Annotated in this window: 27 protein-coding genes and 1 pseudogene; 8 read left to right on the forward strand and 20 right to left on the reverse strand. The window is 73.3% G+C overall.

Annotated features, from left to right (window positions below):
* The first annotated feature begins 253 nt into the window (after positions 1–253).
* The 3 genes from ACIRS4_RS09170 to ACIRS4_RS09180 all read left to right on the forward strand — a co-directional run bounded on the left by ACIRS4_RS09170 (position 254) and on the right by ACIRS4_RS09180 (position 2,080).
* On the forward strand, positions 254–673 hold the full coding sequence (locus ACIRS4_RS09170) for a tyrosinase cofactor (RefSeq protein WP_404192253.1): 420 nt from the start codon (positions 254–256) through the stop codon (positions 671–673).
* Positions 674–705: 32 nt separating this feature from the next.
* Positions 706–1,530, forward strand: coding sequence for a tyrosinase family protein (locus tag ACIRS4_RS09175; protein ID WP_404192255.1), 825 nt, complete (start codon positions 706–708; stop codon positions 1,528–1,530).
* A gap of 97 nt (positions 1,531–1,627) precedes the next feature.
* Positions 1,628–2,080, forward strand: a complete 453-nt coding sequence (locus tag ACIRS4_RS09180; RefSeq protein WP_404192258.1) for an SRPBCC family protein — start codon at positions 1,628–1,630, stop codon at positions 2,078–2,080.
* A 28-nt stretch (positions 2,081–2,108) separates the two neighbouring features.
* Here the strand turns inward: ACIRS4_RS09180 and ACIRS4_RS09185 are convergent, their stop codons facing one another.
* The 4 genes from ACIRS4_RS09185 to ACIRS4_RS09200 form a co-directional block, all read right to left on the reverse strand.
* Positions 2,109–2,819 (reverse strand): ribonuclease H, encoded by a 711-nt coding sequence (locus tag ACIRS4_RS09185; protein ID WP_404192261.1) that lies wholly within the window; start codon positions 2,817–2,819, stop codon positions 2,109–2,111.
* A 38-nt stretch (positions 2,820–2,857) separates the two neighbouring features.
* Entirely contained in the window at positions 2,858–3,655 is a 798-nt protein-coding gene (locus tag ACIRS4_RS09190) for a VOC family protein (RefSeq protein ID WP_404192264.1), read from the reverse strand.
* A 114-nt stretch (positions 3,656–3,769) separates the two neighbouring features.
* A complete protein-coding gene (locus ACIRS4_RS09195) occupies positions 3,770–4,249 on the reverse strand; it encodes a VOC family protein (RefSeq protein WP_404192266.1) in 480 nt (159 codons plus the stop codon).
* A gap of 102 nt (positions 4,250–4,351) precedes the next feature.
* Positions 4,352–4,768 carry a helix-turn-helix domain-containing protein gene (locus ACIRS4_RS09200; RefSeq protein WP_404192269.1) on the reverse strand — a complete coding sequence of 139 codons (417 nt, stop codon included), beginning with the start codon at positions 4,766–4,768 and terminating at the stop codon, positions 4,352–4,354.
* Between the two features lie 237 nt (positions 4,769–5,005).
* Between ACIRS4_RS09200 and ACIRS4_RS09205 the strand changes: the two genes are divergently transcribed.
* Positions 5,006–5,893, forward strand: a complete 888-nt coding sequence (locus tag ACIRS4_RS09205) for an RNA polymerase sigma factor SigF (protein WP_404192272.1) — start codon at positions 5,006–5,008, stop codon at positions 5,891–5,893.
* A 30-nt stretch (positions 5,894–5,923) separates the two neighbouring features.
* Here the strand turns inward: ACIRS4_RS09205 and ACIRS4_RS09210 are convergent, their stop codons facing one another.
* Positions 5,924–6,376, reverse strand: a complete 453-nt coding sequence (locus tag ACIRS4_RS09210) for an ATP-binding protein (RefSeq protein ID WP_404192275.1) — start codon at positions 6,374–6,376, stop codon at positions 5,924–5,926.
* Between the two features lie 108 nt (positions 6,377–6,484).
* Positions 6,485–7,795, reverse strand: a complete 1,311-nt coding sequence (locus tag ACIRS4_RS09215) for a DUF6777 domain-containing protein (RefSeq protein ID WP_404192277.1) — start codon at positions 7,793–7,795, stop codon at positions 6,485–6,487.
* A gap of 224 nt (positions 7,796–8,019) precedes the next feature.
* Between ACIRS4_RS09215 and ACIRS4_RS09220 the strand changes: the two genes are divergently transcribed.
* A complete protein-coding gene (locus ACIRS4_RS09220; protein ID WP_404192279.1) occupies positions 8,020–9,294 on the forward strand; it encodes a streptophobe family protein in 1,275 nt (424 codons plus the stop codon).
* Between the two features lie 24 nt (positions 9,295–9,318).
* Here ACIRS4_RS09220 and ACIRS4_RS09225 read toward each other — a convergent pair whose 3' ends face one another.
* The 5 genes from ACIRS4_RS09225 to mgrA form a co-directional block, all read right to left on the reverse strand.
* The gene (locus ACIRS4_RS09225; protein ID WP_404192282.1) at positions 9,319–10,290 is read right to left on the reverse strand and encodes a serine/threonine-protein kinase; all 972 of its coding nucleotides are present in this window, start codon (positions 10,288–10,290) and stop codon (positions 9,319–9,321) included.
* Positions 10,287–10,865 (reverse strand): hypothetical protein, encoded by a 579-nt coding sequence (locus tag ACIRS4_RS09230; RefSeq protein WP_404192284.1) that lies wholly within the window; start codon positions 10,863–10,865, stop codon positions 10,287–10,289. The genes ACIRS4_RS09225 and ACIRS4_RS09230 overlap by 4 nt, the downstream gene beginning before the upstream one ends.
* An 8-nt stretch (positions 10,866–10,873) precedes the next feature.
* On the reverse strand, positions 10,874–13,222 hold the full coding sequence (locus ACIRS4_RS09235; RefSeq protein ID WP_404192286.1) for an FHA domain-containing protein: 2,349 nt from the start codon (positions 13,220–13,222) through the stop codon (positions 10,874–10,876).
* A 62-nt stretch (positions 13,223–13,284) separates the two neighbouring features.
* Positions 13,285–13,695 (reverse strand): hypothetical protein, encoded by a 411-nt coding sequence (locus tag ACIRS4_RS09240; RefSeq protein ID WP_404192289.1) that lies wholly within the window; start codon positions 13,693–13,695, stop codon positions 13,285–13,287.
* A gap of 432 nt (positions 13,696–14,127) precedes the next feature.
* Positions 14,128–15,120 (reverse strand): L-glyceraldehyde 3-phosphate reductase, encoded by a 993-nt coding sequence (gene mgrA, locus ACIRS4_RS09245; RefSeq protein ID WP_404192292.1) that lies wholly within the window; start codon positions 15,118–15,120, stop codon positions 14,128–14,130.
* Positions 15,121–15,288: 168 nt separating this feature from the next.
* On the opposite strand from mgrA, the gene ACIRS4_RS09250 reads away from it, so the two are divergent.
* Both ACIRS4_RS09250 and ACIRS4_RS09255 read left to right on the forward strand, forming a co-directional pair.
* The gene (locus ACIRS4_RS09250; RefSeq protein ID WP_404192294.1) at positions 15,289–16,197 is read left to right on the forward strand and encodes a LysR family transcriptional regulator; all 909 of its coding nucleotides are present in this window, start codon (positions 15,289–15,291) and stop codon (positions 16,195–16,197) included.
* 63 nt (positions 16,198–16,260) lie between these two features.
* A complete protein-coding gene (locus tag ACIRS4_RS09255) occupies positions 16,261–16,776 on the forward strand; it encodes a DinB family protein (RefSeq protein WP_404192297.1) in 516 nt (171 codons plus the stop codon).
* On the opposite strand, the gene ACIRS4_RS09260 is transcribed toward ACIRS4_RS09255, so the two are convergent.
* The 3 genes from ACIRS4_RS09260 to ACIRS4_RS09270 form a co-directional block, all read right to left on the reverse strand.
* Complete coding sequence (locus ACIRS4_RS09260; protein WP_404192299.1) at positions 16,758–17,837, reverse strand: adenosine deaminase; 1,080 nt, start codon at positions 17,835–17,837, stop codon at positions 16,758–16,760. The genes ACIRS4_RS09255 and ACIRS4_RS09260 overlap by 19 nt on opposite strands.
* Before the next feature lie 63 nt (positions 17,838–17,900).
* Entirely contained in the window at positions 17,901–18,293 is a 393-nt protein-coding gene (locus ACIRS4_RS09265; protein ID WP_404192301.1) for a VOC family protein, read from the reverse strand.
* Positions 18,294–18,982: 689 nt separating this feature from the next.
* Positions 18,983–20,302 carry an aldehyde dehydrogenase family protein gene (locus ACIRS4_RS09270; RefSeq protein ID WP_404192304.1) on the reverse strand — a complete coding sequence of 440 codons (1,320 nt, stop codon included), beginning with the start codon at positions 20,300–20,302 and terminating at the stop codon, positions 18,983–18,985.
* Positions 20,303–20,559: 257 nt separating this feature from the next.
* Here ACIRS4_RS09270 and ACIRS4_RS09275 point away from each other — a divergent pair, with 257 nt between their 5' ends.
* Positions 20,560–21,591, forward strand: a complete 1,032-nt coding sequence (locus ACIRS4_RS09275; protein WP_404192306.1) for an acyl-CoA dehydrogenase family protein — start codon at positions 20,560–20,562, stop codon at positions 21,589–21,591.
* A 13-nt stretch (positions 21,592–21,604) separates the two neighbouring features.
* Here the strand turns inward: ACIRS4_RS09275 and ACIRS4_RS09280 are convergent, their stop codons facing one another.
* From ACIRS4_RS09280 to ACIRS4_RS09305, 6 genes and pseudogenes are all read right to left on the reverse strand, one after another.
* Positions 21,605–22,747 carry an LLM class flavin-dependent oxidoreductase gene (locus ACIRS4_RS09280; protein ID WP_404192309.1) on the reverse strand — a complete coding sequence of 381 codons (1,143 nt, stop codon included), beginning with the start codon at positions 22,745–22,747 and terminating at the stop codon, positions 21,605–21,607.
* Positions 22,748–22,810: 63 nt separating this feature from the next.
* Complete coding sequence (gene ssuE, locus ACIRS4_RS09285) at positions 22,811–23,365, reverse strand: NADPH-dependent FMN reductase (RefSeq protein ID WP_352251822.1); 555 nt, start codon at positions 23,363–23,365, stop codon at positions 22,811–22,813.
* A gap of 21 nt (positions 23,366–23,386) precedes the next feature.
* Positions 23,387–23,515 (reverse strand): annotated as a pseudogene (locus ACIRS4_RS09290) (dimethyl sulfone monooxygenase SfnG); the annotation flags it as partial.
* Between the two features lie 156 nt (positions 23,516–23,671).
* Positions 23,672–23,755 (reverse strand): putative leader peptide, encoded by an 84-nt coding sequence (locus tag ACIRS4_RS09295; protein ID WP_404193063.1) that lies wholly within the window; start codon positions 23,753–23,755, stop codon positions 23,672–23,674.
* A 292-nt stretch (positions 23,756–24,047) separates the two neighbouring features.
* Positions 24,048–24,215: a hypothetical protein gene (locus tag ACIRS4_RS09300; RefSeq protein ID WP_404192312.1), complete on the reverse strand. Its 168-nt coding sequence runs from the start codon at positions 24,213–24,215 to the stop codon at positions 24,048–24,050.
* Positions 24,216–24,304: 89 nt separating this feature from the next.
* Complete coding sequence (locus ACIRS4_RS09305) at positions 24,305–26,440, reverse strand: MMPL family transporter (RefSeq protein ID WP_404192315.1); 2,136 nt, start codon at positions 26,438–26,440, stop codon at positions 24,305–24,307.
* Positions 26,441–26,512 lie beyond the last annotated feature (72 nt).

The raw sequence follows: 26,512 nt of genomic DNA on the forward strand, positions 1-26,512 counted from the left end.
CACGTGAGCCACACCACCGCCGGTGCCACGCCGCGCCAAAAGTCCCCCGAAAGAGTGGTGCGGATGGAAAGGAATTGCCCCTTCCGCCCGTCGCCGCAGCCACTCGGCGGCAAGATCATCTTCATTCAAGATTGCACGACATGTGATTGATTGTCCTGATCGCAGCCAACCGATCTTGAGGGATTACCCCGGTTCCAGGACCTGCGGATAGGCATGCGGAGTCCCCACCGCGACACACCTCAGGAGGTCCCGCATGCCCGAACTCAGCCGTCGCCGCGCGCTCACCGCCGCGGCCGCCCTCGCCGCGACCGCCGGCGCCCAGACCGTGGCCCGCGCCGCCACCCCCGCCACGGCGGGCGACGGCCACGCCACAGGATCCGCCTCCGCCGCCGGTTCCCCCGCCGCCTTCGACGAGGTCTACAAGGGCCGCCGGATACAGGGCCGTCCGACGGCCGGGGGCGGTCACCACGGCGGCGGCCACGGCGGCGGTCACCACGACTCCGGTTACGCCGTGTTCGTCGACGGCGTCGAACTGCACGTGATGAGCAACGCCGACGGCAGCTGGATCAGCGTCGTCAGTCACTACGACCCGGTGGCGACCCCGCGCGCCGCCGCCCGGGCCGCCGTGGACGAGCTGCGGGGCGCCCCGCTGCTGCCGTTCCCCGCCAACTGACCGTCCGTCCCGCATCTCTGGAGCCTTCGCACATGACCGTCCGCAAGAACCAGGCGTCCCTCACCGCCGACGAGAAGCGCCGCTTCGTCGCCGCCGTCCTCGAACTCAAGCGCAGCGGCCGCTACGACGCGTTCGTCACCACGCACAACGCCTTCATCGTCGGCGACACCGACAACGGCGAACGCACCGGCCACCGTTCACCGTCGTTCCTGCCCTGGCACCGCAGATTCCTGCTCGAGTTCGAGAGGGCGCTCCAGGCGGTCGACGCCTCGGTCGCCCTGCCCTACTGGGACTGGTCCGCGGACCGCACGGCCCGCGCCTCGCTGTGGGCGCCGGACTTCCTCGGCGGCACCGGGCGCAGCGTCGACGGCCGGGTGACGGACGGGCCGTTCGCCGCGTCCACCGGCGACTGGCCGATCTCGGTGCGGGTCGACGGGCGGACGTATCTGCGGCGCGCGCTGGGGGCCGGCGGGCGCTCCCTGCCCACGCGGGCCGAGGTGGACTCGGTGCTGGCGATGTCGACGTACGACATGGCGCCGTGGAACAGCGGCTCCGACGGCTTCCGCAACCATCTGGAGGGGTGGCGGGGCGTGAACCTGCACAACCGCGTCCATGTGTGGGTCGGCGGGCAGATGGCGACCGGGGTCTCCCCCAACGACCCGGTGTTCTGGCTGCACCACGCCTACATCGACAAGCTGTGGGCGCAGTGGCAGCGCAGGCACCCGGGGTCGTCGTACGTCCCGGCCGCGGGGACGCCGAACGTCGTCGACCTCCACGAGACCATGAAGCCCTGGAACGACACCTCCCCCGCCGACCTCCTCGACCACACCCGGCACTACACCTTCGACACGGACTGACCTTCGACGCGAGGTGATCGCGGACGCGTGGTTTGCCGCGCAGGGCACGGGTACCCGGGCGACACGTACCCGCAAGCGAGCGAAGGAGGAGACGACCGTGACGCAGGTCGAGGAATCCATCGAGGTCAGCGTGCCCGTGCACACGGCCTACAACCAGTGGACGCAGTTCGAGACGTTCCCCGAGTTCATGAGCGGGGTGGAGCGCATCGAGCAGCGCACCGACACGCTCACGCACTGGGTGACGGACGTGAACGGCGTGCACCGCGAGTTCGACGCCGAGATCACCGAGCAGATCCCGGACGAGCGAGTCGCGTGGACCACGGTCGCCGGGGAGTCCCGGCAGGCCGGCGTGGTGACCTTCCACCGCCTCGACGACGAGCACACCAAGGTGATGCTCCAGCTCGACTTCGAGCCGGAGGGCCTGACCGAGACCCTCGGCGACAAGCTGGGCTTCGTCAAGCGGCAGACCAAGGGCGACCTGTCGCGCTTCAAGGAGTACATCGAGGAGCGCGGCCGCGAGTCGGGCGGCTGGCGCGGCGTGGTCAGCTGACCGGCGCCGCGACGCCCACCCGGCGTGCTCAACCCGCGGCAGCGGTACGGCACTCCGGGTGGCCCCAGCCCTGATCGTTCTTCGCGATCGGCTCCCCCGCCGCGTACGCACGCCCGCACATACAGCGGCCGGGGAACTTGGCCTTGATGGTGCGGGCGGACGAACCGCCGGGCCGTCGGGGGGACTTCCCCCCGGCGGCCTTTCGGCGTGCGCCGCCGCCGGCCGCCGGGGTGTCGGGAGAGGGCGGCGGCTCGGGTGAGCCGAGTTCGCTGCCCGCGGCCTGCTGGGCGCTCGCCGCCTGGCTGGCCGCCCGGTCGGCGAAGTCGTTCAGCGGGTCGCCGTCGACCTGGTGGGCGGGCACATAGCGGAAGTCGACGGCGCGGCCGTCGAGCAGTTCGTCGATACGGACGACGAGTTCCTGGTTGGCGACCGGCTTGCCGGCGGAGGTCTTCCAGCCGTTGCGCTTCCAGCCGGGCAGCCAGGTGGTGACGGCCTTCATGGCGTACTGCGAGTCCATCCGGACCTCGAGCGGAACATCCGGGTCGGTCGACGCCAACAGGCGCTCCAGCGCCGTGAGTTCGGCGACGTTGTTGGTGGCCCTGCCGAGCGGGCCCGCCTCCCAGCGGACCGGCGTCCCCGAGTCGTCGGACACCACCCACGCCCACGCCGCCGGTCCAGGGTTCCCCTTCGAAGCCCCGTCGCACGCGGCCACCACACGTTCACGCATGCGCACGATCATGCCATGGTCCGGCGCCCGCCCTCCCCCGCGCCCGGCCCTCAGGACACCTCGGTGGTTCGCGGGGGCTCGCCCTCGGTGGTGGTGACATCGATCACCGACAGGTTCGCGCCCTGCGGGTCGCTGAGGGCGGCGAACCGGCCGAACGGGGTGGTCATCGGGCCGAACCGCAGGACGCCGCCGAGCTTGGTCGCCCTGGCGACGGCGTCGTCGCAGTCGGCGACGGTGAAGTAGACGTTGACGTAGGAGGGGACCTCGGGCGGGAACTCGTCCCCCATCCTCATCCGGCCGAGCAGCGGGCGCTCGCCGAGGTCGTAGAGGCGGAAGTCCATCTCCTCGCCCTCCATGCGCTGTTGCCGGTAGCCGAAGACCGCGGAGAAGAACGCGTCGGCCTTCTCCGGTTCGCGGGTGAAGACCTCGCTCCAGGCGTACGCGCCGGGCGTGGCCATCGACTCGAAGCCCTCGTGGGCGCCCGCCTGCCACACCCCGAAGACGGCGCCGCTGGGCTCGCGGGCCAGGCACATGCTGCCGAACTCGCCGACCCGCATCGGCTCCATCAGCAGCTCCCCGCCGTTCTCACGGATCTTCGCGGCGGTGGCCGTGGCGTCCTCGGCGGCGAGGTAGAGGCACCACTGCGACTGCCCCTCCTGTCCGGGCATGGGCGGGACGACGGCGGCGACCGCCTTGCCGTCGGCGTATGCCTGCGTGTAGTTGCCGTACTCCGACGACGACTCGCCGAAGGTCCAGCCGAGGACCTCGGCGTAGAAGCTCTTGGCTCCTTCGATGTCACTGAACATCGCGTCGGCCCAGCAGGGCGCTCCCTCAGGTTGCACGGCCATGGCGCGGCCCTTCCACGAGGTGGATCGTCTGTTTCCTCACGCTATCCACCCGCCTGCCGCCCCGCGCGCCGAACGGCTGAAGGGTGGGGCGGCGGGCGGCGGGCGGCGGGTCGGCTATCGGCCTTCGTAGGCCTTCTCCAGGGCGGCGATGTCGAGCTTGCCCATGGAGAACATGGCCTTCATGGCGCGGGCGGCCTTCTCGCCGGGGCCGTCGATCATCTCCTGGAGCCGGCGGGGGACGACCTGCCAGGACACGCCGTACTTGTCCTTGAGCCAGCCGCACGGGCCGGGCTCGCCGCCGCCGTCCAGCAGCCTGCTCCAGTAGTGGTCGACCTCCGCCTGGTCGGCGCAGTCGATCTGGAAGGAGACCGCCTCGTTGAACTTGAACTCCGGGCCGCCGTTGAGGGCGACGAACCTCTGGCCGTTCGCGGTGAACTCGACGGTGAGCACGGTGCCGGGGACGCCCGGACCGGCCTCGCTGTAGCGGGTGACGCGGCCGACGCCGGAGTTCTCGAAGATCGACGCGTAGTGGTGGGCCGCTTCCTCGGCCTGGCCGTCGAACCAGAGGCACGTGGTGAATCCGTCGGTGGTCATGGGGTCCTCCTGGAAGGGGGCGGGCGCGGAGCGCGGTCATCAGTGTCGACCGGTCCGCGCGCCGGAACTCATCGGCCGCGCCGCGCGCCGCCCCCGAACGGGTCAGGCGGCCAGGGCGAGCCCCCGGTACGGCGCGGCGCTCGTCGCCGACGGAGCCGACCGCCTCGACGGCGCGGCCGCCGGGCGTGCGGGGCGACAGCGGTGACTGTCGAGGCGGGCCGGCGCCGCGGCGGGCGGCGGCGCCAGTTCGCGCTGCGCCCGGGCCAGGAGGTCGCCGAGGCCGAGGCCCAGGGCGTGGGCGGCGGCCGCGAGGACCTCCGAGGAGGCCTCCTTGCGGCCGCGCTCCACCTCCGACAGATAGGGCACGGAAACGCGGGCCGCGTCGGAGACGTCCTTCAGCGTGCGGCCCTGGGCCCGGCGCTCGCGGCGCAGGACCTCGCCGACGAGGTCACGCCAGAGGGGCTCGGCAGAGGTGCGCAGCGGGATCACACGGTCCGTGTTCGGCGCTTGATTGTTCACCCTCACAGCCTAGAATCGTCTCTCGCCGGGGACAGGTCCCGGCGTTCCGCCCAGAGGGGAAACGGAGCGCGGGCCACCGCCCCGGCCGGTGTTCCGGTCCGTTCCGGAACCAGTTGGGCATGGGTCGGCGAAGTCGGGGTATCCGCTCCGCAAGCAGGCCCTCGGCGTCCCGGCCCCCTCCCGGACCGGGCACAGCACACATCGAACCGTGACTACGTGACATTCGTGGGAGAGGCAATGCACACCGCCGTGATCGGGTCGCAGGCACAGGTCGTCGAGGACACCGCCCAGGCCGGCACGGGCTGTGCGCCGCTCCCGGAGGTCGACGACCCCCGCGCCGTGGCCCCCCGCGACGCGCGGGAGCTCTCCCGCCAGTTCTTCCGCCGGCTGGCGGAGCTGGAGGAGGGCACGCCCGAGCGCCAGTACGCGCGCAACACCCTCATCGAGATGAACATGTCGCTGGTGCGCTTCGCGGCCGGGCGCTTCCGGGGCCGGGGCGACGACATGGAGGACGTCGTCCAGACCGGCATGATCGGCCTGATCAAGGCCATCGACCGGTTCGAGCTCTCCCGTGAGGTGGAGTTCACGTCCTTCGCGCTGCCGTACATCGTCGGCGAGATCAAGCGTTTCTTCCGGGACACCACCTGGGCGGTGCACGTGCCGCGGCGGCTTCAGGAGCTGCGCGTGGAGCTGGCGAAGGCGCGCGACGAGCTCGCCGGCCGCCTGGACCGGGAGCCGACGGTCGCCGAGCTGGCCACGCTGATGAACCTCCCGGAGAAGGAGGTCGTCGAGACGCAGATCGCCTCCAACGGCTACAGCTCTTCCTCTCTGGACGCGGCGCTGACCGGTGACGGCCCCGAGCACGGCGAGGCGGTCCTGGCCGACTTCATCGGCGTGGAGGAGGACGGGCTGCGGCTCGTGGAGGACTTCCAGTCGCTCGCCCCGCTGATGGCGGAGCTCAGCGAGCGGGACCGGGAGATCCTGCACATGCGGTTCGTGGAGGAGGCCACCCAGGCGGAGATCGGCGAGCGGCTCGGCTGCTCCCAGATGCACGTCTCCCGTCTGATCAAGCGGATCATCGCGCGGCTGCGCCGCGGCATGCTCGGCGAGCTGGGCTGCGCCTGAGCGGGGCGGCCGCGGGAGCGGCCGCGAGGGTCACCCGCCGAGCGTGAGCCGGGCGCGTACCCGCTTGCCGACCGGCACCCGTTCGGCGGTGACCTCCGCGGCGACCGCGTGGACGATCTCCAGGCCGTGCTGGCCGATGCGCTGGGGGTCCTTGGGGTAGCGCAGGGGCAGCGCGTCGCTGCTGTCGTAGACGGCCACCGAGACGACGGCGTCCGTGCCCTCCAGCTCCAGGATGTACGGGCCGTTGCTGTGCCGTTCGGCGTTGGTGACGAGTTCGCTGACGACCAGCATGAGTTCGCCGTTGAGCCGCTCGTCGACGGCGGCGCACCATTCCGTGCGGAGCTTGTCGACGAAGTGGGCGGCGAACTCGCGCGCCTCGGCGATGCAACCGGGCTCGCCGGTGTAGTGCGCCGCTCGCCGGAGCGGTTCCACGGGTACGTCGAAACCAGTCGGTATCACTGCCCCGTCCAGGTGCTCGATCATGCGTTTCTCTCTAGGAGGCCGGACTGGCCGGACGCTGCTGCACCACTGCTCGTACCCCGTGCCGTGCGACGCAGTCCACCCGTTCGTGCGGCGCCGGCATGGAGTGGCTCACAGCGTGGGCTCGCCGGTCGCGGAGCCCGGGGGCACTCGGGGAGTCACGCCGTGTTCCGCCGAGGAGGGCGCCGAGTCGCTGGGCGCCTCGGTCTGCGGCGGCGGCTCGGGCTGTGGTTCCTCGGTCTCCGGCGCGCTCTCCGGTGCGCTCTCGGGCTCGCGCGTCACTTCGGTGGACGGGGGCGGCTCGGAGGGCGGCGATTCGGGCTTCTTGGGCGATTCCGATGCGGGGCCGGGCGGGGAGGGGGCGGTGGACGGCGAACCCGGGCCTTCGGACGGGGAGTCGCTCGGCGCGAGGGTGCTCGGTGACGGTTTCGGCGTGGTCGCCGGGGGCTCGGCGGGGCGGTCCTTGTCACCGGTGTCGCCGCGGTCCCGGGTGAACCAGGCGTGGGCGGCGGGGTCGTAGAGCACGAACGCCTCGACGGCCTTCGCCGCCGGTGTGATCACGACGACGTTCGAGGCGTCGTATCCGGGCCAGGGCTCGCCGGTGGTGCGGGGCGTGGTCCGCTGGGCGACGGGCGGGGTGAGCGGGTTGCCGCAGGCGCAGCGCACCCGGGGCACGCCGCGCGCGTCGACGAGGACGGCGGTGCCGCTCTGCAGGACGGCCTGGTAGGGGGTGGCTTCGCCGTCGCGGTAGCCGTGGTTGGTGACGCGGGTGTCCATGCGCAGCCGTACGGGGGTGAGCGAGCGCAGATAGGCGGGGACGGCGGCGGGTCCGACGCCGGCGACGGAGGCGAACGCGCTGTTCTTGGCGGGCTCCGCCTTGAGCGCGTCGATCTGTTTCTCCACGTCGCACGCGGCGACGTTGCGGGTGCCGCCGTACAGGCCCGGGGTCGCGCCGTCGACGCCCCGCAGGGTGTTGGCGGGCGCGGAAGCCTTGCCGGACGGTGGAGCGGAGGCGGTGGGGGCGGGGGTGGGCGAGGAGCTGCCGGTGGCGGTGGACTCGGTGAACGGGTTCGGGCCGGTCTCCCCCGCCGCCTGGAGGAACACCTCGCCCTGGCTCGCGGGGGCGCCGCCGCCACCGCCGCCACCCCGGGTCAGGGTCACCACGAGGGCGACGACCACCGCGACGACGAGGGCGGCGGCGAGCAGGGCGGTGCGCGACGCGGCCTTCCACCAGGGGCGGTGCGGTCCGGGGCCGTCGGCCGACGGGGCGCCGCCCGACGAACCGCCGGGAGGGCCGCCGGGAGGGCCGCCACCGAAGTCGCCGGGCGGGGCGGGCGGGGGCTGGGACGGGCCGGACAGGGGGCCCGACGGCGGGCCGGTGGGGCGGGACCCCGCCCGGCCGTCCGGGGGTTCGACGCTCACGAGCACTCCCCACCCGCGCGGTTGCCCTGCGCGCTGTCTGCGGCGGCACTGTCGTCCATGGCGGCACTGTCGGGCGAAATGCGCCGTTTTGATCCACAACATCCCCATTGTGTGCTCCGGTCGTGCGCCGCCCGCAAGCGGACGGCGCCCCCGGAGGGAGGCCGAGGGGCGCAGACGGCTCTCCTTGACGCGCGCGGGTCCGTCGGCGTGCTTAGCGTGGCAGGGTGAGCCGGCCCACCCCCTCCCACCAGGCAGTCGCCCGTCGTCACGGCTGGCTGCAGGCGCTCGGCGCGGCCCTGGCCACGCTGGCCGTCATGGGCGTCGTGGCCTCGCTCGGGCTGTGGGCGGCGGGGGCGGCGGATCTGCCCGACGGGGCCTTCCCCCGGGTGGTCGCGGCGACCGTCGTGACGGCCGTGGGCGGCACGGTCGAGCTGTCCGGGGACGCGGGCGGCATCGCCGACACGCGGGCGGGCCTGACGGTGATGCCGCTTTCGGTGACGCTCGCCGGGGCGCTGGTGGCGGCCGCCGGGTTTCTGCGGCCCTTGCGTCATCGCGCGGTCGCCGGAGCGGCGGAGTTGGCGGGCTGGGCGGCACGCATCGCCGTGGTGTTCCTGCTCGGTCTGCTGGCGGCGGCCCTCGCCGCCCGGCAGACCTTCGCCGTCCCGCTGGGCGACGACACGCTGACCGACCTGGGCGAGGTGTTCGGCGTGGCCCCGCGCGTCGGCTTCACGACGAACGTGCCGCTGACGCTCGTGGTGGGGCTGCTGTGGCTGGCCGGGGTGCTGGTGCTGGCCCTGCTGGTGTCGAGCGGGGCGCCGCTGCCCGGCCGTCTGCTGCGCCGGCGGGAGACGGTGCGGCCGGCGGCGTTCGCGATGGTGGCGCTGCTGCTCGCGTGCGTGGCGTTGGGCGTGCTGGCCGCCCTCGTCGCAGCGGCGAGTCGCGGCCAGCCGGCGCGGACGGCCGCGGTGGTGCTGCTGGGGCTGCCCAACCTGGTGTGGCCGGCGTTCACGGTCGGGCTCGGCGCGAGCTGGGAGGGCCGGGTGCAGGGGCCGTTCGGGCTGCCGATGCCCCCGGTGCTGGACGAGGTGCTGCGGGGTTCGGACACCGCGACGCTGAGTCTGAGCACGCTCGCCGAGCGGGACGGCCGGGTGTGGTGGCTGGTCGTGCTGGACGCGGTGCTGCTGGTGGGTGCGGCGTCTCTGATGGCGGGCCGTTCGCCGGGGCGGACGCCGGTGTGGCGGCTCGCCGTGCGGATGGGCGTCGCGTCGACGGTGACGGTGCTGGCGATCTGCCTGCTGGGGCGGGTCTCGGCGCACTACGGACTGTCGCTGTTCGGGATCAGCGACCTGGGGGGCGGGGGGCTGTCGGGGGACGTGTTCCTGCGGCCCCGGGTGTGGACGGCGTTGGGGCTGGCTCTGCTGTGGGGGGTGGCCGCGGGGTTCCTGGGCGGCCTGGTGGCCCGGGCGGCGCGCCGGCAAGACGGGGCGAGGGCGGATTGACGTCCGGACGGCGGTGCGGGGCCGTCAGTGGCGGGGGACGTCGATGACCGGGGTGGCCCAGGGTGGCGGCGGGGGCGGGGGGTGCGGGCGGGGCTGGGTCGGGGGGTGGGGCGAGGAACGGGAGGCGCCGGCGGTGCGCAGGGCCGCCACGAAGGTGAGGCAGGTGGGGTGGCGGTCCTCGGCCGCCTTGGCGAGGGCCCGGGCGAAGACCTCGTCGACGGGCGGGGGCAGATCGGGGCGCAGCTCGGTCAGCGGGGTCGGCTCGTCGTACTGGTGGGCCCACAGCAGGGCCATGTCGTCGTCGCGCCGGAAGGGCGGCCGGCCCGCGAGGGTCTCGTAGACCACGCAGGCGAACCCGTAGACGTCGCAGCGGCCGTCGACCGGGCGGCCGGAGATCTGCTCGGGGGCGACGTAGTCGAGGGTGCCGACGAACTGGCCGACGCTGGTGAAGCCGGTGAGGGACAGAGACTTCTTCGTCAGGCCGAAGTCGGTGAGGTAGACGTGCTCGGGATGGTCGCTGTCGGTGCCGCGCGCGACGAGGATGTTGCCGGGCTTGACGTCCCGGTGGACGAGCCCGTGCTCGTGCGCCGCGTCGAGCGCGGAGGCCACCTGGGCGGCGATGCGGACCGCGGACGGCAGCGGCAGCGGGCCCCGGCTGTCGATGAGGTGGCGCAGGTCGCTGCCGGGGACGTAGCGCATGGCGATGTAGAGGACGCCGTCGGTCTCGTCGGCCTCGAACACGGGCACGATGTGCGGGTGGTCGATCGCGGCGGCCACCCGGGACTCGTGGGTGAACCGTCTGCGGAAGGTGTCGTTGCGGGCCAGCTCGGGCGCGAGCAGCTTGAGGGCGACCGTGCGGTCCAGGCGCAGGTCGCGGGCGCGGTAGACGACGGCCATGCCGCCGCGCCCGATCTCGGCCTCGATGCGGTAGCTCGCCACCTCCCGGCCGACCAGTTCGGAGGGCCGGCCGGAGAACAGGCTCGACTCGCGGGTCATCGGGGTCCGTTCTTGGGGGTGACGACCCGGGTGGGGGCGTGCCCGAGGTCCTCGGAGGCGGTTGCGGCGTGTCCGGCGTCCTCGGGCGGGGCGGGCGGTTCGTCGGCGGCGTAGGTGCTCAGTCCGGTGCCGTCGCCGTACGCCCAGCGCTCCTCGGCCGGGTCGTACAGCCACATGGACTCGCCGTCGACGACGACCCCGATGCGCAGTCCGCTGGTGCTGCGGCGGAAGGCCTCCCCGTCGAGGCCGCCGTCGGCGAGTTCCTCGACGGCGGCCCGGTAGCGCGCGAGGGCCTGTTCGGCGCGGCCGAGCAGGGGCCGGGGATCGGCGACGGCGGTGCGGGGGGCGTCCGTGCCGGGCGGGTCCTGGGGTACGGCGATCAGGCGGCGGCCGTCCACCCATGCGGACCAGCCGTTGGCGCACAGCACGTGCCCCCAGTCGCCGCGCCGTTCCGTGAGCCGTACGGGCAGCAGCGCGTCGAGGGAGACGGTCGGCCGGGCGGGGTCGGGGGCCTCCCAGGCGGGCATCCCGTGCGGGGGGACGACATGGGTGGGCAGGAAGCCGGGGGTCGCCATCGCATCGCCTACTTCCGCATCACGGCGGGCTCGTGCCGGCGCAGCAGCCGGGAGACGACGTACCCGAAGACCGCCGACAGGACGACGAGCATGCCGATGTCGAGCAGCCACACGCCCGCGGAGTGCCTGAAGAGCGGGTCGCCGGTCAGGTGGCCGGGGACGATGCGGGCGAGGTCCAGGGTTCCGGCCATGGCGCCGAACGCCCAGCGCGAGGGCACCAGCCACGCGAGCTGCTCCAGGCCCGGCACGCCGTCCAGTTTCAGCAGCGCGCCGCAGAACACCACCTGGACGATGGCGAGCAGCACCAGCAGCGGCATCGTCACCTCTTCTTTGCGCACCAGCGCGGAGACCAGCAGGCCGAGCATCATCGCCGTGAAGGCCAGCAGGGCGACGGCGAGGGTGATCTCGATCAGCGGCGGCATCAGCACGCCTTCACCGCCAGGCGCGTCGAGGTCCGCTCCGAGCAGGGCGACGAGCGTCAGGACGACGGCCTGCACGATCGTGACGGCGCCCAGGACGACGACCTTCGACATCAGGTACATGGATCTGGACAGGCCCACCGCGCGTTCACGCCGGTAGATCGTGCGTTCCTTGACGAGTTCGCGCACGGCGTTGGCCGCGCCGGTGAGGACGCCGCCGACGCACAGGATGAGCAGCGCGTTCATGGCGGTGTCCCGGGTGAGCTGACCGCCGGCGAGGGCGCGGGCCATGGCGCCCATCACGAACGGCAGGGCGATCATGATGATCAGGAAGGTGCGGTCGGCGATCAGCGCGGCCGTGTAGCGGCGGACCAGCGTGCCGAGCTGGGCGATCCGGCTCCGGGGCCGGGGCGGCGGCAGCATGATCACGGGGCCTTCGCGGTCCAGGTGCGGCTGGGCGCTGGAGTTGACGACGTAGTGCCGCCGGAAGGGCGAGTCGCGGTACTCCCCCGCCCAGTCGCGTTCCCGGTCGCGTTCGAAGGCCTCGAACGCCTCGGGCCACTGTGTGAAGCCGAAGAAGGCGAGGGCGTCCTCGGGCGGGCCGTAGTAGGCGACCTTGCCGCCGGGCGCGAGGACGAGGAGCCGGTCGCACACGTCGAGGCTGAGGACGCTGTGGGTGACGACGATGACGGTGCGCCCGTCGTCGGCCAGACCGCGGAGCATGTGCATCACCGAGCGGTCCATGCCCGGGTCGAGTCCCGAGGTCGGCTCGTCGAGGAAGAGCAGCGACGGCTTGGTGAGCAGTTCGAGGGCCACGCTGACGCGTTTGCGCTGGCCGCCGGAGAGACTGTGCACGGGCTGGTCGGCGCGCTGTTCCAACCCGAGTTCGCGCAGGACCTCCTCGACCCGCTCCCGGCGCTCGGCCCTCGCGGTGTCCTGCGGGAAGCGCAGTTCGGCGGCGTAGGCCAGCGCGCTGCGCACGGTCAGCTGGAGGTGCAGGATGTCGTCCTGCGGGACGAGGCCGATGCGCTGGCGCAGTTCGGCGTAGTCGCGGTAGAGGTCGCGGCCGTCGTAGACGACGGTGCCGTGGTCGGCGGGGCGCTGGCCGGTGAGAGCGTTGAGGAGGGTGGACTTGCCGGCGCCGCTGGGGCCGACGACGGCGAGCAGGCACTTCTCCCCCACCGGGAACGACACGTCGTCGAGGAGGACCTTGCGGCCGTGTTCGACGGCGACGGTGAGGTCCTGGACGTCGAGGGAGACCTCGCCGGTGTCGACGTACTCCTGGAGCTCGTCGCCGACCAGGCAGAACGCCCAGTGGCCGATGCCCACGATGTCGCCGGGGCCGATCGGGGCGGCGGTGACGGGCAGGCCGTTGAGGTAGGTGCCGTTGTGGCTCTCGAGGTCGGCTATCTCGTAGCCGCCGTCGGGCAGGGCGTGCAGTTCGGCGTGCCGGCGGGAGACGACCAGGTCGTCGATGACGAGGTCGTTGTCGGGCGCGCGGCCGATGCGGACGGTGCGGGCGGGCAGCGGGCGGACGCTGGTGGGGTGCCGGAAGGTGCCGGTGAGCGCGGGTTCGGACACCGCGGCCGGGCCGGGCGGCTCGGGGGCGGCGGGGGCGGGGTGGCCGGTGAGCAGGACGCTCGGGCCGTCATCGGGGCTGCCGAAGCGCAGGACGCTGCCGGGGCCGATGTCCGAGACGTGGACGCGGTGGCCGTCGGCGTAGGTGCCGTTGGTGCTGTCGGCGTCCTCCACCGTCCAGTGGTCGCCCTCGGGGCGCAGGACCGCGTGGTGCCAGGAGACCCGGGCGTCGTCGAGGACGATGTCGCTGAGCGGGTCGCGGCCGACGTGGTAGTCGCGGCCGGGAAACATCACTGTGGAACCCGTCTCGGTGTTCAGGACGAGTTCGGGAGCCGTCGAGGCGAACGGGCGCTCCACCATGACCGGATTCTATCGATTCGCCACCTGGTGCGCCCATTCGAAGTACGGAATCGAGGCTTTCGTCAGCCGACGGGGAGCACCAGCGCCGGGATGGTGCGCTGCATGCGCAAGGCGTCGACCGACTCGGCGAGCAGTTCGTACTCGGTGGTCTCGTCGCTGACGGCGATCCGCACCAGCCGGCCGCCGGCCAACTCGTCGCCGACCAGTTCCTGCCGGTCCGGATCCGCGCACCAGGCGCGCAGCAGACGGGGCACGTCGGCGACGGTGTCGGCCACCGGGACGAGGGCGCCCGGCGGGAAGGCCTCGTCGTCGGGGCTGGGGTCGAGCCGTTCGGCGATCCAGGAGGCCCGATCCCGCAGCCACCACAGGGCGAGGGCCAGGGTCGGGGCCCGGTAGGTGCCGAGCGGGACGCCGATGCGCCGGCCGGCGCAGACGCCGTATGCGGTGACATGGCACAGGAATTCGTCGTGCACGACCTTCTCCCCCGTCGCTCGCCTGCCGGTGCGGCCTCGCTTTCCGTGCGGCTCCTGTGGGGTGAACTGCCCCTGACCTTCGAGTATGTTCACATCTGAAACACTGTCACCACGACATTCCGGCCAGTCTCCTGGCATATTCCGTGGCGTTCATGGCCGAAAGCGTTTGCCGGTAGCAGACGGGGGAGGTCGTCGGCACCGGGTCGCGCTGCGGGAGTTCGCCGCCGGCCTGCGCGGACGCGCGTGCGGGGCTGGACGGCTGGCCGGGGCGGGGCAGTCGCGGGGGCCGTCGCGGGGCGGAACTTCGTCGACTTCTTACGGCCCCGCGGGCTTGTCAGGACCCGCGGGGCCGTCGGGGGACGCCTGCGACGTCAGCGCACCGTGGCGGCATCGGCGGCGGCGGCGCACTCTGCCGCGGACGGCCGGAGTGGCTCAGCCGTTGATCACCGCGTCGATCCGGGCCAGTTCACCGGCCTCGAAGTCCAGGTTGTCCAGGGCGCCGACGCTGTCCTCGATCTGCCGGGCGCTGCTCGCGCCGACCAGGGCGGAGGTCACGCGCCCGCCGCGCAGGACCCAGGCCAGCGCCATCTGGGCGAGGGACTGGCCACGGGACTTGGCGATCTCGTCCAGGGCGCGCAGCTTGCCGACCAGTTCGCCGGTGAGCTTGTCGGAGTTCAGGAACGGGCTGTCGCTCGCGGCCCGCGAGTCCTCCGGGATGCCGTCGAGATAGCGGCCGGTGAGCACGCCCTGCTCCAGCGGGGAGAAGACGATGGAGCCGATCTGGAGTTCGTCCAGGGCGTCCAGCAGGCCGCCGGTCTCGGGCCGGCGGTCCAGCATCGAGTAGCGCGGCTGGTGGATGAGGAGCGGGGTGCCCAGCTCGCCGAGGATGCGGGCGGCCTCCCGGGTCTGCTCCGCCGAGTAGTTGGACACGCCGACGTAGAGCGCCTTGCCCTGCTGGACGGCGGAGTGCAGCGCGCCCATCGTCTCCTCCAGGGGAGTCTCCGGGTCGGGGCGGTGCGAGTAGAAGACGTCGACGTAGTCCAGGCCCATCCGCTTCAGGCTCTGGTCCAGCGAGGACAGCACGTACTTGCGCGAACCCCACTCGCCGTACGGGCCGGGCCACATCAGGTAGCCGGCCTTGGTGGAGATCACCAGCTCGTCGCGGTAGGCCGCGAAGTCGGACTTCAGGAAGCCGCCCAGCGCGGTCTCGGCGGCGCCGGGCGGCGGGCCGTAGTTGTTGGCGAGGTCGAAGTGCGTCACGCCGAGGTCGAAGGCGCGCCGCAGGATCGCCCGCTGGGTCTCGGCGGACCGGTCCGGGCCGAAGTTGTGCCACAGGCCGAGCGACAGTGCGGGGAGCTTCAGGCCGCTGCGTCCGGTGCGCCGGTAGGGCATGTCCGCGTAGCGGTCGGGGTGTGCGGTGTACAACGCGACTCCAGGAGAGGTTGGCTCGGACGCCGGGCGTGCCGACGGGGTGTCGGCGTGGTGGGTCCGGGTGGTCGGTTCTCGGGAACGCCCCCGTCCACTCTGTCGCGACCTGCGGGTAGTGGTCCAACAGAAGAATCCGATGGTATTCAGCGGATACGCTTCTCAATCATGGAACTGCGCCACCTCCAGCACTTCGTCGCGGTCGCCGAGGACCAGCATTTCACCCGGGCCGCCGAACGCCTCATGGTGTCCCAGTCGGGCCTGTCGGCGTCGATCCGGGCGCTGGAACGGGAGCTGCGGGCGCCGCTGTTCGTGCGCACGACCCGCCGGGTGACGCTGACGGAGGCGGGGCGCGCGCTGCTGGCCGAGGCGCAGCGGATCCTGGCGCAGGTGCGGGCGGCCCACGAGGCGGTGGCCGCGGTGCAGGGCGTGGTGCGGGGCACGCTCGCGGTGGGCACCGAGCAGTGCATCGCGGGCGTGCACGTGGCGGGGCTGCTGGCGGCGTTCCGGCGGCGGCACCCGGACGTGGAGATCCGGCTGAGGCAGTCCGGCTCGGGCGCGCTCGCCGAGGAGGTCGCCGCCGGGCGGCTGGACCTGGCCTTCGCCTACCGCACCCGGGCCGACAGCGACCAGCTGCGCTCCGTCCCCCTGGCCGGCGAGCCGATGTACGTGCTGTGCCACCCCGACCACCGGCTGACCGGCGGCGCGGCGGCGCTGAGCCCGGCCGACGTCGCCGGGGAGGTGTTCGTCGACTTCCACCCGGACTGGGGGCCGCGCCGGGCCACCGACGCCGCCTTCGCCGCGGCCGGTGTCCGCCGGACGGTCGCCCTGGAGGTCAACGACGTGCACAGTCTGCTGGACCTGGTGGACGAGAACCTCGGCATCGCCGTCGTACCGCGCCACTTCCGGCACAAGCGGACGGCGCTCACCGCGCTGCCGCTGAAGGGCGCGGGCGAGGTGGTGTACGAGACGGTCGCGCTGCTGCCGCCCCCGGAGGCGACCAGCCCCGCGGCGCGGGCGTTGATGGCGCTGCTGGAGACGGGAGGCGGCGAACAGGACGGCGACGGGGGCGGGTGAGCCGGGGCGACCGAAAGGGCCGGATCGGGGGCGGGCGCGGGCGGGGTGCGCGATGGTGGACGTATGCATGCGAAGGACATCCTCATCGACGCCTACGACCGCATCCGGGAAGAGGTCCACGCCGCCGTCGAGGGCCTGGACGCCGACGAGCTCAACGCCCTCCCCACCGCCGAGACCAACTCGGTGGCCTGGCTGGTCTGGCATCTCACCCGCGTCCAGGACGACCACATCGCGGACGCCTTCGGGCTCGACCAGGTCTGGACGGCCCAGGACTGGGAGAAACGGTTCGGCCTGGACCTGCCGCGCCTCGACACCGGTTACGGCCACAGCGCCGGGCAGGTCGTCCGGGTGCGGGTCGACTCACCCGGCCTGCTGACCGGATATCACGACGCCGTCCACGCGCAGACGCTCCAGGCGCTGCGCACGCTGACCGCTGCGGACCTCGGGCGGGTCGTGGACGAGAACTGGGACCCGCCGGTGACGCTGGGCGTACGCCTGGTCAGCGTCCTGTCCGACGACCTCCAGCACGTCGGACAGGCCGCCTATGCGCGCGGGCTGCTTCAGAGCGCGGCGGCGTAAGCCGGCAGGACGACGTCCTCGATCAGGGCGTTGCGCTCGTCGAACGGGACGAACGCGCTCTTGAGGGCGTTGACGGTGACCGTGCGCAGGTCCTCGACCGTCCAGCCCGCCTCCTCCACGAGGAGGGACATCTCCCGGGTCATCGTCGTACCGGAGACCAGGCGGTTGTCGGTGTTGAGGGTGACGCGGAAGCCGAGGTCCTTCAGCGCGGTGATCGGGTGCTCTGCGATGGAGGAGGCGGCGCCGGTCTGCAGGTTGGAGGTGGGGCACATCTCCAGCGCGATCCGGCGGTCGCGCACCCAGCCGGCCAGCCGGCCGAGCTTGCCGCCCGCGAGGTCGGGGATGTCGTCGGTGATGCGCACGCCGTGGCCGATGCGCTGGGCGCCGCACACGTGCAGCGCCTGATGGATGCTGGGCAGGCCGTGGGCCTCGCCGGCGTGGATCGTGAACGGCACGTTCTCGCCGCGCAGGTGCTCGAAGGCGTCGAGGTGGTCGGCCGGCGGGAAGCCGTCCTCGGCTCCGGCGATGTCGAAGCCGACGACGCCCGCGTCCCGGAAGGCGACGGCGAGGTCGGCGGTGGCGCGGGTGCGGTCGAACATGCGCATGCCGCAGAGCAGGGTGCCGACGCGGACCGGCGTGCCGGCGGCGGCCGCCCGGGCCATGCCAGCGGCGAGCCCCTCCTGGACGGTCTCGACGACCTCGGCGAGCGTCAGACCGCCCTTGAGCATCAGCTCGGGGGCGTAGCGCACCTCGCCGTAGACGACGCCGTCGGCGGCCAGGTCGAGGACGTACTCCTCGGCGGTGCGCAGCAGCCCTTCGCGGGTCTGCATCACGGCGAGGGTGTGCTCGAAGGTGGCGATGTAGCGGACCAGGTCACCGGAGTTGGCGGCCTCGACGTACCAGGCGGCCAGCTCTTCCGGGTCGGTGGTGGGCAGCGTGTGGCCGACGGCCTCCGCGAGCTCGACGACGGTGGCGGGGCGCAGTCCGCCGTCGAGGTGGTCGTGCAGGACGGCCTTGGGGAGCCGGCGGATCAGGTCGGTGTCTACGCGCGTAGCGGTCATGGTGTGCGGTTCCTCGGACGTGCGGGAGGGAGGTGGAACGGGAGCAGGAAGGGCGCGGGGGGATCAGCCGGCGGGCTGAAGCAGGTCCCAGCGGTTGCCGTACAGGTCCTGGAAGACGGCGACGGACCCGTAGGGCTCATGGCGGGGCTCCTCCAGGAAGGTCACGCCGGCGGCGCGCATCCGGGCGTGGTCGCCGGCGAAGTCGTCGGTGTGCAGGAAGAAGCCGACGCGGCCGCCGGTCTGGTCGCCGACCCTGGCCCGCTGGGCGTCGTCCTTGGCGCGGGCGAGCAGCAGCCCGACGCCGCCCTGACGCCCACCCGGCCGCACGACGACCCACCGCGACCCGTCGGACCGCGGCTCGTCCTCGACGAGCCGGAAGCCGAGGGCCTCGGTGTAGAAGCGGAGCGCGTCGTCATAGTCGTCGACGACGAGGGTGACCAGGGCGATGTCTGCCATCGGGACCTCTCGGAGGGGCGATTGACGGGAGAGGTTATACGTAAAACCCACTGGACGCCAGTCGGTGGTCCGGGCAGGCGGATGGTGCACGGTGCGGCGGCCGGCAGGCGGGTCTCTCCCGCGCACGCGCGTCGAGCGCGGCGGCGACGGCGGGCTGCGCGGCACGGCTGGCGGGCACCACCTGCCCGTGGGCGGGGACGGGCCGCCGGGGGCCGCGCGTCCCGCCGGGCACCGCCGCGCACCGGCCGGACCCGCCCGGGAGCACGGGCGCCGCGACCCCGGCCCACCGAGCGAGCACGGATCACCGGCAACCCGCGGCCCGCCACGCCACGCCCGCCCCGCCGCGCCACGCCACGCCCGCCACGCCAGGCACCGCCGCGCACCGGCCGGACCCGCCCGGCGGCACGGGCGCCCCGCCCCCGGCCCACCGAGCGAGCACGGATCACCGGCAACCCGCGGCCCGCCACGCCACGCCCCAGCGCCGCAAAGGACCGGTGCACGAGGCCGCTTGGGCGGGGAGAACGCAACTCCGACACGGCTCGCGGAGGCGGCTGCCTTCATCCGGTCCTCGGCGGTCGCCCACGGCCGCACAGGAGTTCCCTCAGGCTGAGCCGGCCGCGACGGGATGAGCGCCGTTCGGGGGTTCCGCGGCTTCCGGCCGCCGCGTTCCGCCGGTCCGGCGGGGCCGGTCAGCTCAGGGGCTTGTCGAGGACCGCCTTGCGGTGGCTGAAGGTCTCCAGGGAGTAGCGGCCGTGGTAGTTGCCCGTGCCGCTCTCCCCCACGCCGCCGAACGGGAGGTCGGAGACGGTGAGGTGGGCCAGCGGGAGGCCGTGGCCGAGGCCGCCGGAGGACGTCTCGGCGGCGACGCGGCGGCGGGTGTCCTCCGACTCGCTGAAGACGTACAGGGCGAGGGGCTTGTCGCGGTCGTTGATGAAGGCGATGGCCCCGTCGAGGCCGGAGACGGTCAGGATCGGCAGGACGGGGCCGAAGATCTCCTCCCGCATGACGGGCGACTCGGGGTCGACGTCGGCGAGGACGGTCGGCGCGATGTACTTGGCGGTGCGGTCGCTGTCGCCGCCCACGACCGTGCGGCCCGAGTCGAGCAGGGCAGTGAGCCGGTCGAAGTGGCGCTCGTTGACGATGCGGCCGTACTCCTCGGAGACCTGCGGGTCCTTGCCGTAGAGCGCCTCGACGGCGGCGGCGAGGGCGGGTTCGAGGGCGGCGGCGGTCTCCGGGTCGGTCAGGACGTAGTCGGGGGCGACGCAGGTCTGGCCGGCGTTGAGGAACTTGCCTCGGGCCAGCCGGTCGGCGACGACCGTCAGGTCGGTGTCGCGGTCGACGAACACCGGTGACTTGCCACCGAGTTCGAGGGTGACCGGGGTGAGGTGCTCGGCGGCGGCGCGCATCACGACGCGGCCGACGGCGCCGTTGCCGGTGTAGAAGATGTGGTCGAAGCGCTCGGCCAGCAGCGCCGTGGTCTCGGGGACGCCGCCCTCGACGACCGCGACGGCGTCGGTGTCCAGGTAGGCGGGCAGCAGCCGGGCCAGCGCGGCGGAGGTGGCGGGCGCCAGCTCGCTGGGCTTGGCGACGACCGCGTTGCCCGCGGCCAGGGCGCCGACCATCGGGGAGAGCAGGAGCTGGGCCGGGTAGTTCCAGGGGGCGATGACGAGGACGACGCCGAGCGGGTCGTACTGCGTCCAGGCGGTGGCGTCGGCTCCGAGGTGGGCGGGGACGGGGGCGGGCTCGGGGCGCAGCCAGTCGTCGAGGCGGTCGAGGGTGTGGTCGATCTCGCGGACGGTGAAGTCGATCTCCGTGCGGTAGGCCTCGGTGCGGCTCTTGCCCAGGTCGGCGTGGAGGGCGGCGGCCAGTTCGGGGCCCTGTTCCGTGAGCATCTCGCGCAGCCGGCGCAGCTGCCGCGTGCGCCATTCGACGGGCTTGGTGCGGCCGGTTCGGAAGGCGGCGCGCAGTCGGGCCACGATCGCCGCGGGCTGCTCGGGGGTGTGGTTCATGGGTGCCTCGCTGGGGTGGTGCGGATCCGGGGCCCGTGGGACGGGCTCCGGCTCGTCGTACGGGTCCGGCTCATCAAATGTGCTTGTCGGATGCGTCCGGCTTATTGGATGTAATGGCCAACCATCTCCGCCTGCCCCGCATTCCCGCTTTCACTCACCGGTCTCCAGGGCTCGGCCGCACCACCGCTCCACCGGCGGCCCCGCATCGGGCGGCCCGCGGCAGGCGCCCCGGGCCGCCGACCGGAAGAATCGTCCGCATGACCGACGTCCCGCACCCCCTCGTGACCGCCGCCCGGCGGCTCGCCGACGATCTCCTCGCCCCGCACGCCGAACGCGTCGACCAGGAGGGCGTACCCCTGAGCCATCTCGCGGAGATCCGGCGCTCGGGACTGCTCGGGATCAACGCCCCTGCTCAGGACGGCGGTTCGGCCGCACCCGCGCCCGTCGTGCGGGAGACGGCGGAGATCCTGGCCGGGGCGTGCTGCTCGACGTGGTTCGTGCAGACGCAGCACCACACACCGGTGCTGACGCTGACGAAAGGCGAAGGCCCCGCGCGCGAGCGCCTGTTGGGCCCGCTGGCCCGCGGGGAACTGCTGTCCGGGGTCGCCTACGCCCATCTGCGGGCGTATCCGAGGACGCCCGTCCGGGCGATCCGTGAGCGCGGCGGCTGGCGCTTCGAGGGAACCGTGCCCTGGTACACGGGGTGGGGTCTGAACGACGTGATGCTGCTGGCCGGCGTGACCGACGCCGACGAGGCGCTGTTCGTGTTCGTCGACGCCCGCGAGCAGCCGGGCCTGACCGCCTCGGAGCCGATGCGGCTCGCCGCGCTGACCGCCGCCCGGACCGTGTCCCTGCGCCTGGACGGGCTGCGGGTGCCGCAGGAGGCGGTCGCGCTGCGGACGCCGTACGAGCGGTGGGCAGCGGCGGACCGTCCGAAGACGGTGAGCGCGAACCCGGCCGTCTTCGGTCTGGCGCGGGCCGCCCTCGCGCTGCTCGACGAGGACACCGCCGCTCCCCTGCGCGCGCGCCTGACCGACGTCCGCCGCCGGGCCTACACCCTGGCCGACCACCCGGACCCGCAAGGGCACCCGGCGGAGCGGCTGGAGCTCAGGACGCGGGCGTACGAGATCCTCCAGGCGGCCACCGTCGCCGCCGTGGTGTCGGGCGGCGGCCGCTCGATGCTGCTGACGAACCGGGCCCAACGGCTGGCGCGGGAAGGCCTGTTCCTCCTGGTCCAGGGGCAGACACGGGAGTCACGGGCTTCCCACCTGCGGGCGCTGGCGAACTGACCTCGTACGGAGGTCAGCTCGCGAACGGCACCTGCGCCGAGGGGGCGGTGTCGGCGCGGAAGGGGTGGCGCCACACGCCCTGCTCGGCGAGGATCGGCAGCACGCCCTCCCCGAACCAGTACGCCTCTTCCAGGTGCGGGTACCCGGACAGCACGAACTCCTCGATGCCCAACTCCGCGTACTCCCGGATCCGTTCGGCGACCTCCGCGTGGCTGCCCACCAGCGCGGTGCCCGCGCCGCCCCGGACCAGTCCGATCCCGGCCCACAGATTGGGGTGGATCTCCAGCCCGTCCCGGCCGCCGCCGTGCAGGGCCAGCATTCGCCGCTGCCCCTCGGACTCGCTGCGGGCCAGCCCGGCCTGGACGCTGCGCACGGTCTCGGGGTCGAACCCGTCGAGCAGCCGCCCTGCCTCCGCCCACGCCGCCTGCGAGGTGTCCCGGGTGATGACGTGCAGCCGGATGCCGAACCGCAGCCGGCGCCCCTGCTGCGCCGCGAGCCCCCTGATCCAGGCGATCTTCTCGGCGACCTGGGCCGGCGGCTCGCCCCAGGTGAGGTAGACGTCGACGTGCCGGGCGGCGACCTCCCCCGCGATCGGCGAGGAGCCGCCGAAGTACACCTCGGGCACCGGGTCGGGCACCCGGGCGAGCCGGGCGTCCTCGACCTGGAGGTGCTCACCGTGGAGGTCGACGGTCTTGCCGTCCCACAACTGCCGCACGATGTCGAGGAATTCGCCGGTGCGGCGGTAGCGGCCGTCCTTGTCGAGGAAGTCGCCGTAGGCCCGCTGCTCATGGTTCTCACCGCCGGTGACGACGTTCAGCAGGAGCCGTCCGCCGGACTGCCGCTGGAACGTGGACGCCATCTGCGCGGCCAGCGTCGGGGAGACCGAGCCGGGCCGGAAGGCGACGAGGAACTTCAGCCGCTCGGTGTTCTGGCTGACCATCGCTGTGGTCAGCCACGCGTCCTCGCACCAGGCGCCGGTCGGGGTGAGCGCGCCGACGAAGCCGAGGTCCTCCGCGGCGCCGGCGATCCGGCTCAGGTAGGCGACCGTCGGCGGGCGGTCCCGTCCGGAAGCGGTGGCGGGGGTGCCGTGGCCGCCTCCGACGACATGGCGGCTGTCGCCGTTGGTGGGCAGGAACCAGTGGAAGGTGAGGGACACGTGGGGTCTCCGATCGGGGGGCCCGCCGGCGGGCGGGGCGTGACGGCTGCAGCAGGGGTCGCCTCAGCTCGCCGCGGCAAGGTGGGGAGTGCGGCCCAGGACGCCGGAGAACTGGTCGAGGACCTGGCCGAGGGCCTCTGCGGCGGCCGGGGCGAGAGTGACCGAGCCGTCCTCGTGGGCGGTGATGTCCTTGTCCAGGGTGAACCAGCCCTGCACGATGTGGGCGGCGCCCATGGAGTTCAGGACGGGCCGCAGCGCGTAGTCGATGGCCAGCACATGGGCGACGGAGCCGCCGGTGGCGAGCGGCAGCACGGTCTTGCCGGCGAGCGCGTACTGCGGCATCAGGTCGAGGAGCGCCTTCAGGACGCCGGAGTAGGACGCCTTGTAGACGGGGGTTCCGACGACGATCCCGTCGGCGCGGGCGAACAGTTCGGTGGCCTCGACGATCGCGGGGTGCCGGAAGTCGGCGCCGAGCAGGGCCTCGGCGGGGACGGTGCGCACGTCGAGGGGGATCACCTCGTGGCCCTGGGCGGCGAGCCGCTGGTCGAGGTGGCGCAGCAGACGGCCGGTGCGGGACGAGGCGGAGGGGCTGCCGGAGACGGACAGGACGGTGGCCATGGGCCCTCTTTTCGGGTGTGGTCAGGCGTGGGCGGGGAGGGAGCGCGGACCCCGTGTCTCTTCGTCCGGGAGCGCGGCCTCCGACTCGCGGACGAGGGACGGGACACGCCTGCCGAAGTACTCGACCTCCTCGTGGTGGTGGAGGAGGCCGGGAATGTTTTCGGGCACGCCGAATTCACATGGTGCGCCGTTCACATGACGCGCGGGCGGCGCGGAAAAGCCCGGGCGGGCACAGGAATGCCCGGACGCGCGGAATTCGGGCGGGAAAAGGGAAAAGCGCGGCGGTTCTCGTCGGAGAGGAGGGAATCAGGCCGCGGTGCGACAGGAGGCGCTGGAGACGCGCGCGAGGTCGACGTGGCGTCGCCGCGTGAGGTCCGGTCGCATCTTCATGCCGTAGAGCCTGGCAGCCGTCCGTCCGGGCCGTCAAGGCAAACCCGACCGGTCTCGTATCGCGGACCATCGAACAGGAACTGCGCCTTTCGCAGCCCGCGTTGAGCGGGACCGCGCGCGATCCGGAGTCTGACTTCGGCGTAGACCTGCGGGGGCATCATGCGCACCGGCTGCTCGGCGGCCGGGGCCCGGCCTTCGCCCGCTCCACCGACGGGGCGGAGACGGGCGAGCTCATGGTCGCCGAGGGGCTGCTGATGCCGGGCCGGCCCCTTCAGCGGCCGGCCCGGCCCGTTCACTCCTCGTCGCCCGCCGGCACCACGACGAGGAACGCGTCCGACTTCAGGTCCATGACGACGGTCGCGGGCTCGCCCTCGGCCCGCCGCCGCGCCGCGTACTCCTCCGCCGGCCACGATCCGCGCGGAGCTCCCGCAGGAAAACGCTCCAACACCTTCGCGCCCATAGCGGCAGACACCTCCAGTTCCGACCCCGACGACTCGCTGTCTCCAGACTTCCTGACTCCGCGTGTGCCCGGGATCGACGCGAGCATGTTCAGGTGCGTGCGGCGAGGTCCGGGCCGCCCGCGTCCGTGGGACCGGCCGGTTTGGCGGGTTCGGCGGCGCGGCTGAGCTGTCCGGGCCACCAGGCGCGACGGCCGATGTCGCGCACCAGGGCGGGCACCAGCAGCGAGCGCACGACCAGCGTGTCGAGCAGGACGCCGAAGGCGACGATGAAGGCGATCTGGGCGAGGAAGGCCAGCGGGATCACGCCGAGCGCGGCGAAGGTCGCGGCGAGCACCACGCCGGCGGAGGTGATGACGCCGCCGGTGGTGACCAGCCCGCGCAGGACGCCTTCGCGCACCCCGTGCCGCAGTGACTCCTCGCGGACCCTCGACATCAGGAAGATGTTGTAGTCGACGCCCAGCGCCACCAGGAAGACGAAGCCGTACAGCGGCACGGAGGGATCGGTTGCGGTGAAGCCGAGGACGTGCTGGAAGACGAGGCTCGAGACGCCCAGCGTGGCGAGGAAGTTCAGGGCCACGGTGGCGACGAGGAGGGCGGGCATCAGCAGCGAGCGCAGCAGTGCGGTCAGGATGAGGAAGATGATCGCGAGGACGGCGGGGACGATGAGGGCGCGGTCGCGTTCCGCCGTGCGCAGGGTGTCGTACTGCTGGGCGGTGTAACCCCCGACGAGGGCGTCCGCGTCGGGCACGGAGTGCAGGGCGGTGCGCAGGCGCGCCACGGTGTCCTTGGCCGCGTCGCTGTCGGCGGCGGCGTCGAGGGTGACGTCGACGCGGACGCGGCCGTCGACGACCAGGGGCGTCCCGCCGGGCCGTCCGGACGCGGCGACCGGCGCGGCGGAGGCGACGCCGTCGGTGGCCTCGGCGGCGGTGACCACGCGCTGGGCGCGTGCGGCGTCGGCGATGACGACCGTGGGGTTGCCGGCGCCGCCGGGGAAGTGCCGGGCGAGCGTGTTCTGGGCGGCGACGGACGGGGCGTCGTCCACGAAGGTCTCGTCGAGGGGCACACCCCGGGAGGCGAGGGTCGGGGAGAACGCGGCGCAGGCGAGCAGGCAGGCCAGGGAGATCGCCCACACCTTGCGGGGCGCCCGGTCGACCAGCGCCGCGATCCGCTGCCACACGCCGGCGCCGGCGCCGGCGCTCGGGCGGGCCGGGCGCGGCGTCGCCGGCCAGTAGGCGGCGCGGCCGAGGAGGACCAGGACGGCGGGCAGGAAGGTCAGGGTGCTGACGACGGCGGCGGCGATGCCGATGGCCCCGACCGGTCCGAGGGCCCGGTTGTTGGTGAGGTCGCTGATCAGCAGGGCGAGCAGCCCGAGAGCGACGGTCGCGGCGCTGGCCACGATGGCGCTCCAGGAGCGTCGCAGCGCGGCCCGGGCGGCCGTGAACCGGTCCGTGCGGGCGAGTTCCTCCCGGTAACGGGCGGTGAGCAGCAGGGCGTAGTCGGTGGCGGCGCCGATCACGAGGATGGACAGGATGCCCTGGACCTGTCCGTCGACGCGCACCACGTCGTGGTCGGCCAGCGCGTAGACGACCGCGCAGGCGAGCCCGAGGGAGAACACCGCGCCCAGGATGATCACCAGGGGGAGCAGCAGGCTGCGGTAGACGAGCAGCAGGATGACGAGGACGGTGAAGAGGGCGACCGCGAGGAGCAGTCCGTCGATGCCGGCGAAGGCGTCGGACAGGTCGGCCTGGGTGGCGGCCGGTCCGGCGAGGTGGACGGTGGTGCCCGGGACGCGTTCGGCGGCGGCGCGGACGCGGTCGAGGGCGGGGGCGAGTCCGTCGCCGAGGTCGGGGCGCAGGGGGACGACCCCTTGGACGGCCTTCCCGTCCTGGGAGAGCAGCGCGGGCGAGGCCCGGCCGGTCACGCCGGGGGCGTCCGCGAGGGAGGCGAGGGCCCGGTCGGCGTCCGCGCGCCGGTCGCGGACCGTGCCGCTCCCGTCCGACGTCCATACGACGATCGCGGGGAGCGCCTCGTCCTGCCGGAAGGCCCGCTGCGCGGCGATCACCTCGGTGGACTCGGCGCTGCGGGGCAGGAACGCCGCCTGGTCGTTGGTGGCCACCTCGCCCAGGCGCCCGGCGTAGGGGCCGAGGACGCCGCCGACGCCGAGCCAGACGGCGACGAGGAGCAGCGGGACGAGCCAGCGGGCGCGTCGGGATGTGACGGACATCGTTCTCCCACGGAAGGTGCCTCGACGGCTGACAATCTCAATGATCGAGTTACTTTGCCGGGGCGATCGTAA

Source organism: Streptomyces sp. NPDC101166, assembly GCF_044768125.1.
GTDB lineage: Bacteria > Actinomycetota > Actinomycetes > Streptomycetales > Streptomycetaceae > Streptomyces.